This window comes from Pseudomonas sp. M2(2023), from assembly GCF_030263955.1.
Lineage (GTDB): Bacteria > Pseudomonadota > Gammaproteobacteria > Pseudomonadales > Pseudomonadaceae > Aquipseudomonas > Aquipseudomonas asiatica.
In genome coordinates, this window is the sequence record NZ_CP127114.1 from 5,109,420 (window position 1) to 5,123,773 (window position 14,354).

At 63.6% G+C, this 14,354-nt stretch carries 13 protein-coding genes; 5 read left to right on the top strand and 8 right to left on the bottom strand.

Features of this window, described 5'->3' with window-relative positions; genetic code table 11:
* Window positions 1-107: 107 nt before the first annotated feature.
* From mdtD to yccS, 4 genes are all read left to right on the top strand, one after another.
* The gene (mdtD, locus tag QN085_RS23475; RefSeq protein ID WP_015272048.1) at window positions 108-1,535 is read left to right on the top strand and encodes a multidrug transporter subunit MdtD; all 1,428 of its coding nucleotides are present in this window, start codon (window positions 108-110) and stop codon (window positions 1,533-1,535) included.
* 112 nt (window positions 1,536-1,647) lie between these two features.
* The gene (gene dbpA / locus QN085_RS23480; RefSeq protein ID WP_230396947.1) at window positions 1,648-2,985 is read left to right on the top strand and encodes an ATP-dependent RNA helicase DbpA; all 1,338 of its coding nucleotides are present in this window, start codon (window positions 1,648-1,650) and stop codon (window positions 2,983-2,985) included.
* A 137-nt stretch (window positions 2,986-3,122) separates the two neighbouring features.
* A complete protein-coding gene (locus QN085_RS23485) occupies window positions 3,123-4,304 on the top strand; it encodes a BaiN/RdsA family NAD(P)/FAD-dependent oxidoreductase (protein ID WP_015272049.1) in 1,182 nt (393 codons plus the stop codon).
* A gap of 128 nt (window positions 4,305-4,432) precedes the next feature.
* Window positions 4,433-6,616 carry a YccS family putative transporter gene (yccS, locus tag QN085_RS23490; protein ID WP_013974492.1) on the top strand — a complete coding sequence of 728 codons (2,184 nt, stop codon included), beginning with the start codon at window positions 4,433-4,435 and terminating at the stop codon, window positions 6,614-6,616.
* 130 nt (window positions 6,617-6,746) lie between these two features.
* On the opposite strand, the gene QN085_RS23495 is transcribed toward yccS, so the two are convergent.
* Window positions 6,747-7,484 carry a substrate-binding periplasmic protein gene (locus QN085_RS23495; protein ID WP_023661311.1) on the bottom strand — a complete coding sequence of 246 codons (738 nt, stop codon included), beginning with the start codon at window positions 7,482-7,484 and terminating at the stop codon, window positions 6,747-6,749.
* A 155-nt stretch (window positions 7,485-7,639) separates the two neighbouring features.
* On the opposite strand from QN085_RS23495, the gene QN085_RS23500 reads away from it, so the two are divergent.
* Window positions 7,640-8,092: a GNAT family N-acetyltransferase gene (locus QN085_RS23500; protein ID WP_024087828.1), complete on the top strand. Its 453-nt coding sequence runs from the start codon at window positions 7,640-7,642 to the stop codon at window positions 8,090-8,092.
* Between the two features lie 32 nt (window positions 8,093-8,124).
* On the opposite strand, the gene QN085_RS23505 is transcribed toward QN085_RS23500, so the two are convergent.
* The 7 genes from QN085_RS23505 to QN085_RS23535 all read right to left on the bottom strand — a co-directional run bounded on the left by QN085_RS23505 (window position 8,125) and on the right by QN085_RS23535 (window position 14,350).
* Window positions 8,125-8,421, bottom strand: a complete 297-nt coding sequence (locus tag QN085_RS23505) for a winged helix-turn-helix domain-containing protein (protein WP_013974495.1) — start codon at window positions 8,419-8,421, stop codon at window positions 8,125-8,127.
* 12 nt (window positions 8,422-8,433) lie between these two features.
* Entirely contained in the window at window positions 8,434-8,934 is a 501-nt protein-coding gene (locus QN085_RS23510; protein WP_003259625.1) for a M48 metallopeptidase family protein, read from the bottom strand.
* Between the two features lie 39 nt (window positions 8,935-8,973).
* Complete coding sequence (locus QN085_RS23515) at window positions 8,974-11,100, bottom strand: putative bifunctional diguanylate cyclase/phosphodiesterase (protein ID WP_023661310.1); 2,127 nt, start codon at window positions 11,098-11,100, stop codon at window positions 8,974-8,976.
* A 261-nt stretch (window positions 11,101-11,361) separates the two neighbouring features.
* Window positions 11,362-12,426, bottom strand: a complete 1,065-nt coding sequence (gene fba, locus QN085_RS23520) for a class II fructose-bisphosphate aldolase (protein WP_015272054.1) — start codon at window positions 12,424-12,426, stop codon at window positions 11,362-11,364.
* A 100-nt stretch (window positions 12,427-12,526) separates the two neighbouring features.
* On the bottom strand, window positions 12,527-12,856 hold the full coding sequence (locus tag QN085_RS23525; protein WP_023661309.1) for an MliC family protein: 330 nt from the start codon (window positions 12,854-12,856) through the stop codon (window positions 12,527-12,529).
* A 79-nt stretch (window positions 12,857-12,935) separates the two neighbouring features.
* Window positions 12,936-13,187 carry a hypothetical protein gene (locus tag QN085_RS23530; RefSeq protein WP_003257743.1) on the bottom strand — a complete coding sequence of 84 codons (252 nt, stop codon included), beginning with the start codon at window positions 13,185-13,187 and terminating at the stop codon, window positions 12,936-12,938.
* Window positions 13,187-14,350 carry a phosphoglycerate kinase gene (locus QN085_RS23535; protein ID WP_024087831.1) on the bottom strand — a complete coding sequence of 388 codons (1,164 nt, stop codon included), beginning with the start codon at window positions 14,348-14,350 and terminating at the stop codon, window positions 13,187-13,189. Before QN085_RS23535 ends, QN085_RS23530 begins: the two co-directional genes overlap by 1 nt.
* Between the last annotated feature and the right edge of the window lie 4 nt (window positions 14,351-14,354).

The window sequence follows — 14,354 nt, forward strand, 5'->3', positions numbered from 1 at the left end:
CGCGGCTAAAGCCGGCCCCACAGGATCTCCACGGCCCTTAATGTGGTGATATCCCTGTGGGAGCGGGTTCACCCGCGAAGAGGCCGGCACTGACAAACGAGGAAGTCATGCCCGAACGCACCCCGCTGGACCCCGTCACCGCCCGCTGGATCCCTTGGGTGGTGGCCATCGCCTTTTTCATGCAGTCCCTGGACGGCACCATCCTCAACACCGCACTGCCAGCCATGGCCCGGTCGCTGGCAGAAGACCCGCTGCGCATGCAGGGCGTGATCATCGCCTACATGCTCACCGTGGCCCTGCTGATCCCCGCCTCAGGCTGGATCGCCGACCGCTTCGGCACCAAGCGCATCTTCTTCAGCGCAATCCTGCTGTTCAGCTTCGGCTCGCTGCTGTGCGCCGCCGCCAACAGCCTCGGTTTCCTGATCTTTGCCCGTGTCGTGCAAGGGCTGGGCGGTGCGCTGATGCTGCCGGTCGGGCGCTTGGTAGTCCTACGTGCCTACCCGCGCACCGAGCTGGTGCGCATCATGAGCTTCATCACCATCCCCGGCCTGCTCGGGCCGCTACTGGGCCCTACGGTTGGCGGCTGGTTGGTGGAAATACTGAGCTGGCACTGGATCTTCCTGCTCAACCTGCCGGTCGGCCTGATCGGCTGCTACGCCGTTTGGAAGTTCATCCCCGACCTGCGCGGCGCCGAGCGCACCACGTTCGACGGCCCCGGGTTCCTGCTGTTTGGCGCAGCGATGGTATTGATCACCATCGCCATGGAAGGCCTGGGCGAACTGCACCTGCCGCACCTGCGGGTGATGTTGCTGCTGTTCGCCGGCATGGCCTGCCTGGCGGCCTACTGGCTGCGCGCCGGGCGCGACCCGGAGCCGTTGTTCTCACCCAGCCTGTTCCGCGTGCGCACCTTTGCCATCGGTATTCTCGGTAACCTGTTCGCCCGCCTGGGCAGCGGCGCGCTGCCGTTCCTTGTGCCGTTGCTGCTGCAAGTGGCGCTGGGCTACTCGCCGGCCCAGGCCGGCATGAGCATGATCCCGCTGGCGGCTGCGGCGATGCTGGCCAAGTCCATTGCCCGACCACTGATCGAACGCTTTGGCTACCGCATCATCCTCACCGGCAACACCCTGCTGCTGGGCCTGCTGCTGGCCAGCCTCGGGCTGGTCGACGAGCAGACGCCCTATGCCGTGCTGCTGATTCAGCTGGGCCTGCTCGGGGCAGTCAACTCGATGCAGTTCACCGCGATGAACACGGTGACCCTGATCGACCTCGACGACGCCAGCGCCAGCAGCGGCAACAGCCTGCTGTCGGTGGTCGCGCAGCTGGCCCTGAGCCTGGGCGTGGCATGTGCGGGGGCATTGCTCGGCGGCTTTACCGCAGCCGGAAACGCCGACGGTGTGGAAACCACCTTGGGTGCATTCCAGCTGACCTTCGTCACCATCGGCGTGATGGCCATGCTGGCGGCGGCGATATTCCTGCAGCTGTCGCCGACGGACGGAAGGCGTGCCCGTCGTCCGGAACAACACATGGAGTCGTAGGGCGAATGGCCATGAGGCTGGTAGACTATGCGGCATTTTTCGCTTCGCACCGCAGGCCCGCCTCGTGACCACCGAATCCACCGCCTTTGCCACCTTGCCGCTGTCCACTGCCATGCTGGCCAACCTGGACGCCCTCGGCTATGCCTCGATGACACCGATCCAGGCCCAGAGCCTGCCGGTCATCCTCAAGGGGCAGGACCTGATCGCCCAGGCCAAGACCGGCAGCGGCAAGACCGCCGCCTTCGGCATCGGCCTGCTCAACCCGATCAACCCGCGCTACTTCGGTTGCCAGGCGCTGGTGCTGTGCCCTACCCGCGAGCTCGCCGACCAAGTGGCCAAGGAGCTGCGCCGCCTGGCCCGCGCCGAGGACAACATCAAGATCCTGACCCTGTGCGGCGGCGTTTCGCTGGGCCCGCAGATCGCTTCGCTGGAGCACGGCGCACACATCATCGTCGGCACCCCAGGGCGCATCCAGCAGCACCTGGACAAGGGCACCCTGGTGCTCGACGGGCTGAACACCCTGGTGCTGGACGAGGCCGACCGCATGCTCGACATGGGCTTCTTCGATGCCATCGCCAGCATCATCGGCAAGACCCCGTCGCGCCGCCAGACCCTGCTGTTCTCGGCCACCTACCCGGCCGGCATCAAGCAACTGGCCGCCGACTTCATGCGCAACCCGCAACAGGTCAAGGTCGAGAGCCTGCATGCCGACAATCAGATCGAGCAGCGCTTCATCGAGATCGACCCGCAACAGCGCCTCGAGGCGGTCACCCGCGTGCTCGGCCACTACCGCCCGCAGTCCTGCGTGGCGTTCTGCTTCACCAAGCAGCAGTGCGAGGATGTGGTCGCCCACCTGACCGCCAAGGGCATCGTTGCCCAGGCCCTGCATGGCGACCTGGAGCAGCGCGACCGCGACCAGGTGCTGACCATGTTCGCCAACCGCAGCAGCTCGGTGCTGGTGGCTACCGATGTGGCCGCCCGCGGCCTGGACATCGATGGCCTGGATATGGTCATCAACGTCGAGCTGGCACGTGATGCGGAAATCCATGTGCACCGTGTCGGCCGCACCGGCCGTGCTGGCGAGAAAGGCATTGCGGTCAGCCTGGTGGCACCGGCCGAAGGCCACCGCGCCCAGGCCATCGAAGACCTGCAGAAGAGCCCGCTGCGCTGGGACCAGCTGGACAGCCTGAAGCACAAGGGTGGCGAACCGCTGCTGCCGCTGATGAGCACCCTGTGCATCGCCGCCGGGCGCAAGGACAAGCTGCGCCCGGGTGACATCCTCGGGGCGCTGACCGGTGACGCCGGCATCCCCGGCAAACAGGTGGGCAAGATTGCGATCTTCGATTTCCAGGCGTTCGTGGCCGTTGAGCGGCCGCTCGCCAAGCAGGCCATGCAGCGCTTGAACAGCGGCAAGATCAAGGGGCGTTCCCTGAAAGTCCGCATCGTCTGACCTAATTTTGGGGCCGCTTTGCGGCCCTTTCGCGACACAAGGCCGCTCCTACAGGGGATCGCAAACTCCTGTAGGAGCGGCCTTGTGTCGCGAGAGGGCTGCAAAGCAGCCCCCAGCAATCCTGAAGAGGTAACACCGTGCACTCCACCGACGTGATCATCCTCGGCGCCGGCGCCGCCGGCCTGATGTGCGCACAGCTCAGCGCCCGCCGTGGCCGCCGGGTACTGGTGCTCGACCACGCCAACAAACCGGGCAAGAAAATCCTCATGTCCGGCGGCGGCCGCTGCAACTTCACCAACATGTATACCGAGCCGGGCAACTTCCTCTCGCAGAATGCGCATTTCTGCAAGTCGGCCCTGGCTCGCTACACCCAGTGGGACTTCATCGAGCTGGTGTGCAAGCACGGCGTGGCCTACCACGAGAAGAAACTCGGCCAGCTGTTTTGCGACAACAAGGCCAGTGACATCCTCGACATGCTGCTGGCCGAATGCGATGAGGCCGGCGCCGAGATCCGCATGCACACCAGCATCGAGCAGATCGAGAAGACCGAAGGGGGCTACCTGCTGCAGACCAGCGGCGGCCAGTTCGCCTGCCAGTCGCTGGTGATCGCCACCGGCGGCCTGTCGATCCCGACCCTGGGTGCCACCGGCTTCGGCTACCAGGTGGCCCGCCAGTTCGGCCATACCCTGCTGCCAACCCGCGCCGGGCTGGTGCCGTTCACCATCACCGAGCCCCAACTGAAGGCACTGTGCACCGAGTTGTCCGGTACATCGCTGGATTGCACCGCCAGCTGCAACGGCACCAGCTTCCGCGAGAACCTGCTGTTTACCCACCGCGGCCTCAGCGGCCCGGCGATTTTGCAGATTTCCTCGTTCTGGGAAGCAGGCGACACGGTCGAGATCAACCTGCTGCCCGACCGTGATGCACTGACCTGGCTGCAACAGATGCAGGCCGAACGCGCCAACACCGAGCTGAAAACCGTGCTGGGCGAGGTATTTACCCGCAAGCTGGCCAACCTGCTGGCCGAGCAGTGGTTCGAGTCCCGGCCCATGAAGCAGTACACACCGGCGGAACTGGCACAGATCGCCGAGAAGCTGGCGAACTGGCAGGTGGTACCGGCCGGCACCGAGGGCTATCGCACTGCCGAAGTGACCCTGGGCGGCGTGGATACCCGAGAGGTGTCGTCCAAGACCATGGAATCGCTGAAAAGCCCTGGGTTGTATTTCATTGGTGAAGTGCTGGATGTGACTGGCCATTTGGGCGGTTTCAATTTCCAGTGGGCCTGGGCCTCCGCCAACGCCGCGGCGCAGTTCGTGTAGAGTAGAATCCATTCAGCAGCACGGAATGCTTCTTGCTGGCCCGTGCTCAGTGTCGGAATCCGGGCCGCTTCGCGCCCCGGTAACCGTCTCTGAAAGGTATTTCTCTGATCACTGCCTAGCAGGCCATCATGTCATCGAGCTCGTTCCGTCAGTCACTGCGTCGCCTGTGGGGTCAAGACAAGTTCAGCTACAGCATCCGGGTCACCATCGCCCTCACCGGCAGCCTGGCCCTGTGCTGGTACCAGAACGAAATGGCCCTGCTGATTCCGCTGTTCCTCGGCATCATCGCCAGCGCCCTGGCCGAAACCGATGACAGCTGGCAGGGCCGCCTCAGCGCCCTGGCCGTCACCCTTGTGTGTTTTGCCATCGCCGCACTGGCAGTCGAACTGCTGTTCCCCTACCCGTGGGTATTCGTCATTGCCCTGGCCTTGGCGGCCTTTGGCCTGACGATGCTCGGTGCCTTGGGCGAACGCTATGGCGCCATCGCTTCAGCGACCCTGATCACTGCGGTGTACACCATGATCGGCGTGGACCAGCGCGGCGGCCAAGTCACCGATTTCTGGCACGAACCGCTGCTGCTGGTGGCGGGCGCAGCCTGGTACGGGCTGCTGTCGGTGCTGTGGCAGGCGCTGTTTTCCAACCAGCCGGTGCAGCAGAGCCTGGCCAAGCTGTTCTTCGAGCTGGGCAGCTACCTCAAGCTCAAGGCCAGCCTGTTCGAACCCGTCCGCACCCTTGACGTCGAAGCCCGGCGCCTGGAGCTGGCCCAGCAGAACGGCAAGGTGGTGGCGGCGCTCAACGCGGCCAAGGAAATCATCCTGCACCGGGTGGGCAACAGCCAGCCGAATTCCAAGGTCAGCCGCTACCTCAAGCTGTACTTCCTGGCCCAGGACATCCATGAACGGGTCAGTGCTTCGCACTATCCCTACAACGCCCTGACCGAGGCTTTTTTCCACAGCGACGTGATGTTCCGCTGCCAGCGCCTGCTGCGCAAGCAGGGCTCGTCCTGCCAGGAACTGGCCCGCTCGATCCGCCTGCGCCAGCCGTTCGTGCTGGCCAGCGGTTATCCCGAGGCCCTCGAAGACCTAAACGCCTCGCTGGAACACCTGCGTATGCAGAACAACCCGGCCTGGCGTAGCCTGCTTCGCTCGCTGCGGGCGCTGGCGGCCAACCTGGCGACGCTCGACCGCCTGCTCAGCGCCGCCAGCAACCCGGACAGCCTGGCCGACACCAGCGATAGCAGCCTGCTCGACCGCTCTCCACGCTCGCTGAAGGACGTGTGGACCCGCCTGCGCACCCAATTGACGCCGACCTCGCTGCTGTTCCGCCATGCCCTGCGCCTACCCCTGGCGTTGTCGATCGGCTATGGCATGGTGCACCTGATCCACCCCACCCAGGGCTACTGGATCATCCTCACCACGCTGTTCGTGTGCCAGCCCAACTACGGTGCGACCCGGCGCAAGCTGGTGCAGCGGATAGCCGGCACCGCCGTCGGCCTGACGGTGGGCTGGGCATTGTTCGACCTGTTCCCCAACCCGGTCATCCAGTCATTGTTCGCCGTGGTCGCCGGGGTGGTGTTCTTCGTCAACCGCACCACCCGCTACACCTTGGCCACGGCCGCGATCACCCTGATGGTGCTGTTCTGCTTCAACCAGATCGGCGATGGCTATGGCCTGTTCCTGCCGCGCCTGTTCGATACCCTGGTCGGTAGCCTGATCGCCATCCTTGCGGTGTTCCTGTTCCTCCCCGACTGGCAGGGGCGGCGGCTGAACAAGGCGCTGGCCAATACCCTGGCCTGCGCCAGCGTGTACCTGCGGCAGATCATGCAGCAGTATGCCCACGGCAAGCGCGATGACCTGGCCTACCGCCTGGCCCGGCGCAACGCCCACAACGCCGACGCGGCGCTGTCCACCACCTTGGCCAACATGCTGATGGAGCCGGGGCATTTCCGGAAGGAGGCCGACGTCGGCTTCCGCTTCCTGGTGCTGTCGCATACCTTGCTTAGCTACCTGTCGGGGCTGGGTGCGCACCGCGACACCGCCTTGCCGGCGGAGGTGCAGGAACAGTTGATCGAAGGTGCCGGGCAAAGCCTGGCCAGCAGCCTGGACGAGATTGCCAACGGCCTGGCCGCGCGGCTGCCGGTGGCGATTCACAGTGATGCCGAAGAAGCGCTGGCCAATGCCCTGGAGCAGATGCCGGAAGAGCTGGACGAGCACCAGCGGCTGGTACAGACGCAGTTGGCGTTGATCTGCCGGCAGTTGGGGCCGCTGCGGACCTTGGCAGCGCATTTGATCAAGGAAGGTGCACCGGCCTGAGTTTCATATCGCCTGTGCGGGCCTCTTCGCGGGTAAACCCGCTCCCACAGGAACATCACAAATATCGAGTCCTGTGAGATACCTGTGGGAGCGGGTTTACCCGCGAAGAGGCCGGCACAGGCGATATAGATCAAAAGCCATGCTGGCGCATGAGCCGTGCATAGCTGCCATCCGCCTTCATCGCCGCAATCGCCTGCTCGAACCGCTCGACGATCCGCGCATGCTCCGGGTGCTTCAGGCTGACCAGGATATGCAGGGTGTTCTCTCCCAACGGCGGCTCCACCAGCATCACCCCATCGCGTACCTCTGGCAGCTCGCGCTGCAAGTTGTAACGGGCCACGTACTCGTCTTCCACCGCCAGGTCCACCCGCCCCGCCGCCAGCATGCGTACCGCAGAGGGAAAGTTGCGCACCGCCACCTTGTGCAGGCGGGTGTCGCGGTCGAACTCGGGGGAATAGGCATAATCACGCACCACAGCGATGCTGTAGGGATACAAATCTGACTGGCGCTTGTAGCGAAACGCCTCGCCCTTGCGTTGCAACAGGCGAATGCGGTTGACCAGGTAGGCTTCGGAAAACTGCCCGATGCTGGCGCGCGAGTCGTTGTACCAGGCGTTGATCAGCACGTCGTAACGCCCCTCGCTCACCCCCAGCAGAGCCCGCGCCCAAGGTGCCTCTTCGACCCCACTGGTGTAGCCGGCCCGGGCCAGCGCCGTGGTGACGATGCTGGTCGCCAGGCCACCGCCCGGCATGCTGGCATCGGTGAACGGCGGCCAATTGTCGGCCACCAGACGCAGCTTTTCGCGCCCCAGGGCGGGTGTTGCAAGCATCATTGCCAGCAATCCCAACACACAAAACAGTGGCCGCATGCTCACGTCCTTTCGCAATGGAGGGCACACACTGCCGATGAGATTACACAAAGGCGTCTTCGAGGGCAGCGGCCAATAGTGTCATTTAGCCTCTATTTTGGCCGTGGCACGTGCATCATGCGATGATCGACGGTCCACTCAAGGAGTTCGCACCAATGTCCATCGACTGGCTTTGCAAGCACCACACCGACCTCAGCAAGGACCAGCTCTACGCCATTCTGCAGTTACGCACGGAAGTGTTCGTGGTCGAGCAACGCTGCGCCTACCAGGAAGTCGATGGCCAAGACCTGACCGGCGATACCCTGCACCTGATGGGCTGGCGGGATGACAAGCTGGTGGCCTACCTGCGCCTGCTCGACCCGCAATCCCAAGGAGGGGATGTGGTGATCGGGCGGGTAGTGACTGCACCTGCGGCGCGCGAGCTGAAGCTTGGGCATACCTTGCTGCTCAAGGGGTTGGAGGCAGCGGAGCATTGCTGGCCGGGGGTGCCGGTTTATCTGTCGGCGCAGGCGCATTTGCAGGCATTCTATGCCCGGCATGGGTTCGCTGTGGTGGGCGAGGAATATCTTGAGGACGACATTCCGCATATCGGGATGCGCAAGGGATGAGATCGCCGGGCTGCAAAGCAGCCCGCAGTGGATCAGGGATACCCCAGCACTTCGCGAACCTGCCGCAGGTGCTGGATGATCCACTGTTTGTCAATCGCCCCCCAGTCATGAATGCGGTAATGCCCGGCGTGGTTGCGCGCGCCTTCCTGCTGTTCGAACTCGCAGACGATATCCAGGTCGGCTAGTGCCGCAATGGTGTCCTGGGCGGTGCGCCGGGGCATGCCGGTGGCTTCCATCAGGGCCGGAACGCTGGTCGCGGTCTGGCTGTCGATCAGCCAGGCCACGTACAGACGGCGGTAGAAGCTGCTCTTGGTCTTGCTCACTTCCATGCTGCGTGGTCCTTAACAGTTGCCCGGCAGCTCCCGATAGGTCAGGTAGACGCGCAGGTCGAATTCCAGTTGGTGGTAGTCCGGCTCCATGTGCTGGCAGAGCTGGTAGAACGCCTTGTTGTGGTCGCGCTCGCGCAGGTGTGCCAGTTCGTGCACCACGATCATGCGCAAGAACTGCGGCGCGGCCTCCTTGAACAGCGAGGCAATGCGGATTTCCTTCTTCGCCTTGAGCTTGCCGCCCTGCACCCTTGATATCGCCGTATTCAGGCCCAGGGCCCGATGGGTCAGGTCGAGACGATTGTCGAACAGCACCTTGTCCAGGTTGGGCGCGCTGCGCAGGTATTGCTGGCGCAAATCCTGGGCATAGCCGTACAACGCCTTGTCGTTCTGCACGTCATGGCGGTCGGGGTAGCGGCGCTGCAGGTACTCGCCCAGGCGGTCGCTGTCGATCATCTGCCGCACTTGCTGCTGCAGGTGCGGCGGATAGGCTTGCAAATATCGTAATACGGTCATGGCGCTGCATTCGGTGTAACGAATGCCGATTCTAGCCAATCATGGCCCCGGCCAGGAGAAAATCGCCGGGAAGCTGCTGGCATCCGTGGCGGTCATCGGGTAAGCCACCAGGAACCCCTGCACGTACTCACAGCCATTGGCTTTGAGCCAGGCTGCCTGAGCCGGGGTTTCCACCCCCTCGGCGATCACCGTGATGCTGTAGTCGAGGCACAGGCCGATGACGCTGCGCACCAGCGCGGCATCCACCACCGAGTCGGGCAAGCGCGCCACCAGGTGGCGGTCGAGCTTGAGGGTATCGATCGGCAGGTCGCGCAACATGCGCAACGAACAGTCGCCGGCACCAAAGTCATCCAGCGCCACCCGCACACCCAGCTCGCGCAAGCGGTGTATCTGTTTCACTGCCGCATCGATGTTGTACATCAGCGAGGTTTCCGCCACTTCCACTTCCAGCTGCGCCGGGTCCAACTGGTAAAGCTGGATGACCCGGTGCAGTTCGTCGACCAGGCTGGGCATGGCGAACTGCGCGCGGCTCAGGCTGATACCCAGCACCAGGTCCGCCGAGAAACGCTGGCACCAGGCCTGGCGCTGTGCCGCGCCCTGGCGGTAGATCCAGCTGGCCAGGCGGTTGATCAAGCGCGCCTCTTCCAGCAACGGGATGAACAGCCCCGGCGGTACGTCGCCGACACTGGGATGCTGCCAGCGCAACAAGGCCTCGAAGCCACGCAGGCGGCCATCGATGAAGCCGACCTGCGGTTGATAAACCAGAGTGAAGTCTTGCTGCTCCACGGCCATGCGTACGCTGTCCTCGAGCATCAGCCGCGAACGTGCCCTGCCATTGAGTTCCTGATCGTAGAAGCGATATTGCTGGCGCCCGGCCTGCTTCGCTGCGTACATCGCCGCATCGGCCGCGCGCAGCAGGCCTTCGACATTGGCCCCGCAATCCGGATAAGTGGCGATGCCAATGCTCACCCCAAGGCTCACATCCAGCCCTTCCACCTGGTGGCTGATGGAAATGCGTTCCAGCAACCGCTCGGCATAGCGCCCGGCCTGCTCCGGGTAAGGCAGGCTGTCGAACAGTGCAGTGAACTCGTCCCCGCCCATGCGCGCCAGCAGCGCTTCACTGCCCAGGCAATCCTTGAGCTGTTCGGCCACCCAGTGCAGCACCCGGTCGCCCGCGTCGTGGCCGAGCGAGTCGTTGATACGTTTGAAGCCGTCCAGATCCATGTACATCAGCGCCTGTGCCTTGTCCGAGCGCTCGTTGCGCAGCAGCGCACCTTCGGCGGCCTGGTAGAACCCGCGGCGGTTGAGCAGGCCGGTAAGCGGGTCGGTGACGGCCTGGTACTCCAGCTGCTGGTGCAGGTTGCGCACCACCGACATGTCCAGCACGGTGACCACCATGGCCTGTTGCTCGGACGGCAGTGGAGCACAGGACAACGCCACCGGCACCAGCTCCCCGCCAAGCGTACGCAGTTGGGCATCGTGAACGCGGAAGATGCGCCCCCCCAGGTAAGCCTGGTAGAACTCCGACTCGTTCCACAAGCAGGCACTGGCCAGTTGCACCAAATCGAGCAGATGGGCGCCCTGCAACTGCTGGACTGGCGCTGACAACAAACGGGAAATGGCCGGGTTGGCAAAGCTGATGATGCCTTGGGCATCCACCACCAGAATGCCTTCGGCAGCATTCTCCAGGATCGACGCGTTGAACGCCCTGGCCGTTTCCAGCTCACGGGTCAGGCGCTGCAGCATGCGCCGATTGCGCTGCTGGTCGAGCAGGGCCTGAACCTTGGGTTTGAGAATTTGCGGGTCGAACGGTTTGAACATGTAGTCCACGGCGCCACTGGCGTAGCCCTTGAGCACGGCCGCTTCGGACTGTTCATTGGCAGTGAGGAAAATGATCGGAGTCAGCCGGGTGCGCTGGCTGCCGCGCATCAGTCGGGCGACTTCGAAGCCGTCCATCTCCGGCATCTGTACATCCAGCAGCACCAGGTCGACATCGTGCTCGAGCAAAGCACCCAGGGCTTCCATCCCCGAGTTTGCCGTCAACACCTGCCAATCCTGACGGGCCAGCAATGCCCGCATGCTGATGAGGTTTTCGGGGTAATCGTCTACCACCAGAAGAACCGAGTTGCCATCCAGTGGCTGAGGGTGAGGTTGAGCGCCATCCATGCTGCTTCTCTATTATGTGACCGACTTCAAAATACGGTTGGATCCACTAGTACTCTAGACCTGAGCGGATAACACGCAATGCAATCAGAACGCTATCAGCGCCTCAATTCTACGGTAGCCGACTAACGGTCGCTCTGCCGGGAATATGTACCGCCCTCTTCGCAAGCATGCCGGCAAAGAGGCCTACACCGAGGCAAAGTTCTAACACCCAAAAATGAAAAAACCCGCATCGCTGCGGGCTTTTTCATTAATACCAGAAGATCAGTTGACCTTGGCGGCCAGTTCACCTTTCAGGTAGCGCTGGTACATGCCTTCCAGGGAGATCGGCTTGATCTTCGAGGCATTGCCAGCGGTGCCGAAGGCTTCGTAACGAGCGATACACACGTCACGCATGGCCTTGATGGTTTCACCGAAGAACTTGCGCGGGTCGAACTCGCTCGGGTTCTGCGCCATCAGGCGGCGCATGGCACCAGTGGAAGCCAGACGCAGGTCGGTGTCGATGTTGACCTTGCGCACGCCGTACTTGATACCTTCGACGATTTCCTCGACCGGTACACCGTAGGTTTCCTTGATGTCGCCGCCGTACTGGTTGATGATCGCCAGCCACTCTTGCGGCACCGAGGACGAACCGTGCATCACCAGGTGGGTGTTGGGGATGCGCTTGTGGATTTCCTTGATGCGGTCGATGGCCAGCACGTCACCGGTTGGTGGCTTGGTGAACTTGTAGGCACCGTGGCTGGTACCGATGGCGATGGCCAGGGCGTCGACCTGGGTCTTCTTGACGAAGTCGGCAGCCTCTTCCGGGTCGGTCAGCATCTGGCTGTGGTCCAGCACGCCTTCGGCGCCGATGCCGTCTTCTTCACCGGCCATGCCGGTTTCCAGCGAACCCAGGCAGCCCAGCTCGCCTTCTACCGAAACACCGCAGGCGTGCGCCATGGCAACGGTCTGCTGGGTAACGCGAACGTTGTATTCGTAGTCGGTCGGGGTCTTGCCATCTTCACCCAGCGAGCCGTCCATCATCACCGAGCTGAAGCCCAGCTGGATCGAGCGCTGGCAGACGTCAGGGCTGGTGCCGTGGTCCTGGTGCATGCACACCGGGATATGCGGGAATTCTTCGATGGCCGCCAGGATCAGGTGACGCAGGAACGGGGCACCGGCGTATTTGCGGGCACCGGCCGAAGCCTGGACGATCACCGGGGAGTCGGTCTTGTCGGCCGCTTCCATGATGGCGCGCATCTGCTCGAGGTTGTTGACGTTGAAAGCTGGTACGCCGTAACCGAACTCGGCGGCGTGGTCCAGCATCTGGCGCATGCTAATGAGTGCCATTGTGTATCTCTCTCCCGACAAGCGTCGTTTGTTTCGTGCAAGCCTGCCGCAGGGGCGGTTGCTGTTCAAGTAGTGTGGGCCACCCTCGCGGCCCGGCCAGTCACGGTGCCTTGCAGCCCCGCCCAATCAGATCGTTGGTTGCCACCCAGTACACCAGGCCTTCTTCGCCCTTGGTATGGAAGGCCAGCATGCCATCGCTGTACAGCACACCCGAGGCACCCGGCTCGGCCTTGAGCCGGTAGACCTGGTCGCCGCCACCAAGGCGCACATCGACCTGATCGCGCTGCGCATCGGCGAAGCGCCACAGCACTTCAGCCTGAGTGTCGCAGACCCAGCGGGTCCAGTCGTCTGCCGGAGCGGGTTGCGCCGGCTTCAGCAGCGAGCATCCTGCCAGTGTCGCCAGGGCCGTCACGGCCAAAAGCGCTTTCATTCAGTTTCCTCGATTTGGGGCTGCACAGCGGCCCCTACCTCAAGACCACAAATCAGCCTTCGGGTTGCCTGTTACCCGATCAAGGGCAACCAGGCGCCTTGCGCTGGTGGTCTTCGTCGTACTTTTCCAGGCCTTCCGGGCCCACGCGCTTGCTGATGACCGGCACGGTCTCGGCCTGCCACTCGGACTGGTAGCAACCGCCCTTTGGCGGCTGCGCCGGGTCGGTATCCGAGGCCGGGCTGCCGGCGCATGCGCTCAGCAGGCCAGCCAGCATCATCACAGGCAATTGCTTGACCATCAGGCCGCTCCCTTTGCCAAGCGCCGACGTCATCAGGCCTTGGCCCGCTCTTCCAGGATCGCCACGGCCGGCAGTACCTTGCCCTCGACGAACTCGAGGAAGGCGCCACCGCCGGTAGAAATGTAGGAGATATCGGCGCCAACGCCATATTTGTCGATGGCAGCCAGGGTGTCACCGCCACCTGCGATGGAGAACGCGGCGCTGTCGGCGATGGCCTTGGCCAGCACCTTGGTGCCGTTACCGAATTGGTCGAACTCGAACACGCCGACCGGGCCATTCCACAGGATGGTCTTCGACGACTTCAGCAGCTCGGCGAAATTGGCTGCGGTTTGCGGGCCGATGTCCAGGATCATGTCGTCAGCGGCAACGTCGGCAATGGCCTTGACGGTGGCTTCGGCGCTCTCGGCGAACTCCTTGGCAACCACCACGTCGACCGGCAGAGGCACGCTGACCTTGGCAGCGATGGCCTTGGCGGTATCGACCAGGTCAGGCTCGTACAGCGACTTGCCTACCGGGTGGCCGGCTGCGGCCAGGAAGGTGTTGGCGATGCCGCCACCAACGATCAGCTGGTCGCAGACCGAGCTCAGGCTGTTCAGCACGTCCAGCTTGGTGGAGACCTTGGAGCCGGCAACGATGGCTGCCATCGGCTTGGCCGGGGCCTTCAGGGCCTTGCCCAGGGCATCCAGTTCGGCTGCCAGCAGCGGGCCGGCAGCAGCGACTTTGGCGAACTTGGCAACACCATGGGTCGAACCTTCGGCACGGTGGGCAGTACCGAAAGCGTCCATGACGAACACGTCGCACAGGGCGGCGTACTTCTGCGCCAGCTCGTCGGCGTTCTTCTTCTCGCCCTTGTTGAAACGCACGTTCTCGAACAGCACCAGGTCACCAGCCTTGACCTCGACACCGTCCAGGTAGTCGGCTACCAGCGGCACGTCGCGGCCCAGGGCCTTGCTCAGGTAGTCGGCGACCGGCTTGAGGCTGTTCTCGGCAGAGAACTCACCCTCGGTCGGGCGGCCCAGGTGCGAGCAGACCATTACCGCTGCACCCTTCTCCAGGGCCAGCTTGATGGTCGGCAGCGCTGCCAGGATACGCGCGTCGCTGGCTACCACACCGTCCTTCACAGGCACGTTGAGGTCTTCGCGGATCAGTACGCGCTTACCTTGCAGGTCGAGGTCGGTCATCTTCAACACGGTCATGAAT

Coding starts and splice junctions, on each gene's coding strand:
- yccS (WP_013974492.1), top strand. CDS start 4,433: ATGTCATCGAGCTCGTTCCGTCAGTCACTGCGTCGCCTGTGGGGTCAA.
- QN085_RS23515 (WP_023661310.1), bottom strand. CDS start 11,100: ATGGATGGCGCTCAACCTCACCCTCAGCCACTGGATGGCAACTCGGTT.
- QN085_RS23495 (WP_023661311.1), bottom strand. CDS start 7,484: ATGCGGCCACTGTTTTGTGTGTTGGGATTGCTGGCAATGATGCTTGCA.
- fba (WP_015272054.1), bottom strand. CDS start 12,426: ATGGCACTCATTAGCATGCGCCAGATGCTGGACCACGCCGCCGAGTTC.
- QN085_RS23500 (WP_024087828.1), top strand. CDS start 7,640: ATGTCCATCGACTGGCTTTGCAAGCACCACACCGACCTCAGCAAGGAC.
- QN085_RS23505 (WP_013974495.1), bottom strand. CDS start 8,421: ATGGAAGTGAGCAAGACCAAGAGCAGCTTCTACCGCCGTCTGTACGTG.
- QN085_RS23525 (WP_023661309.1), bottom strand. CDS start 12,856: ATGAAAGCGCTTTTGGCCGTGACGGCCCTGGCGACACTGGCAGGATGC.
- dbpA (WP_230396947.1), top strand. CDS start 1,648: ATGCTGGCCAACCTGGACGCCCTCGGCTATGCCTCGATGACACCGATC.
- QN085_RS23510 (WP_003259625.1), bottom strand. CDS start 8,934: ATGACCGTATTACGATATTTGCAAGCCTATCCGCCGCACCTGCAGCAG.
- mdtD (WP_015272048.1), top strand. CDS start 108: ATGCCCGAACGCACCCCGCTGGACCCCGTCACCGCCCGCTGGATCCCT.
- QN085_RS23535 (WP_024087831.1), bottom strand. CDS start 14,350: ATGACCGTGTTGAAGATGACCGACCTCGACCTGCAAGGTAAGCGCGTA.
- QN085_RS23530 (WP_003257743.1), bottom strand. CDS start 13,187: ATGACGTCGGCGCTTGGCAAAGGGAGCGGCCTGATGGTCAAGCAATTG.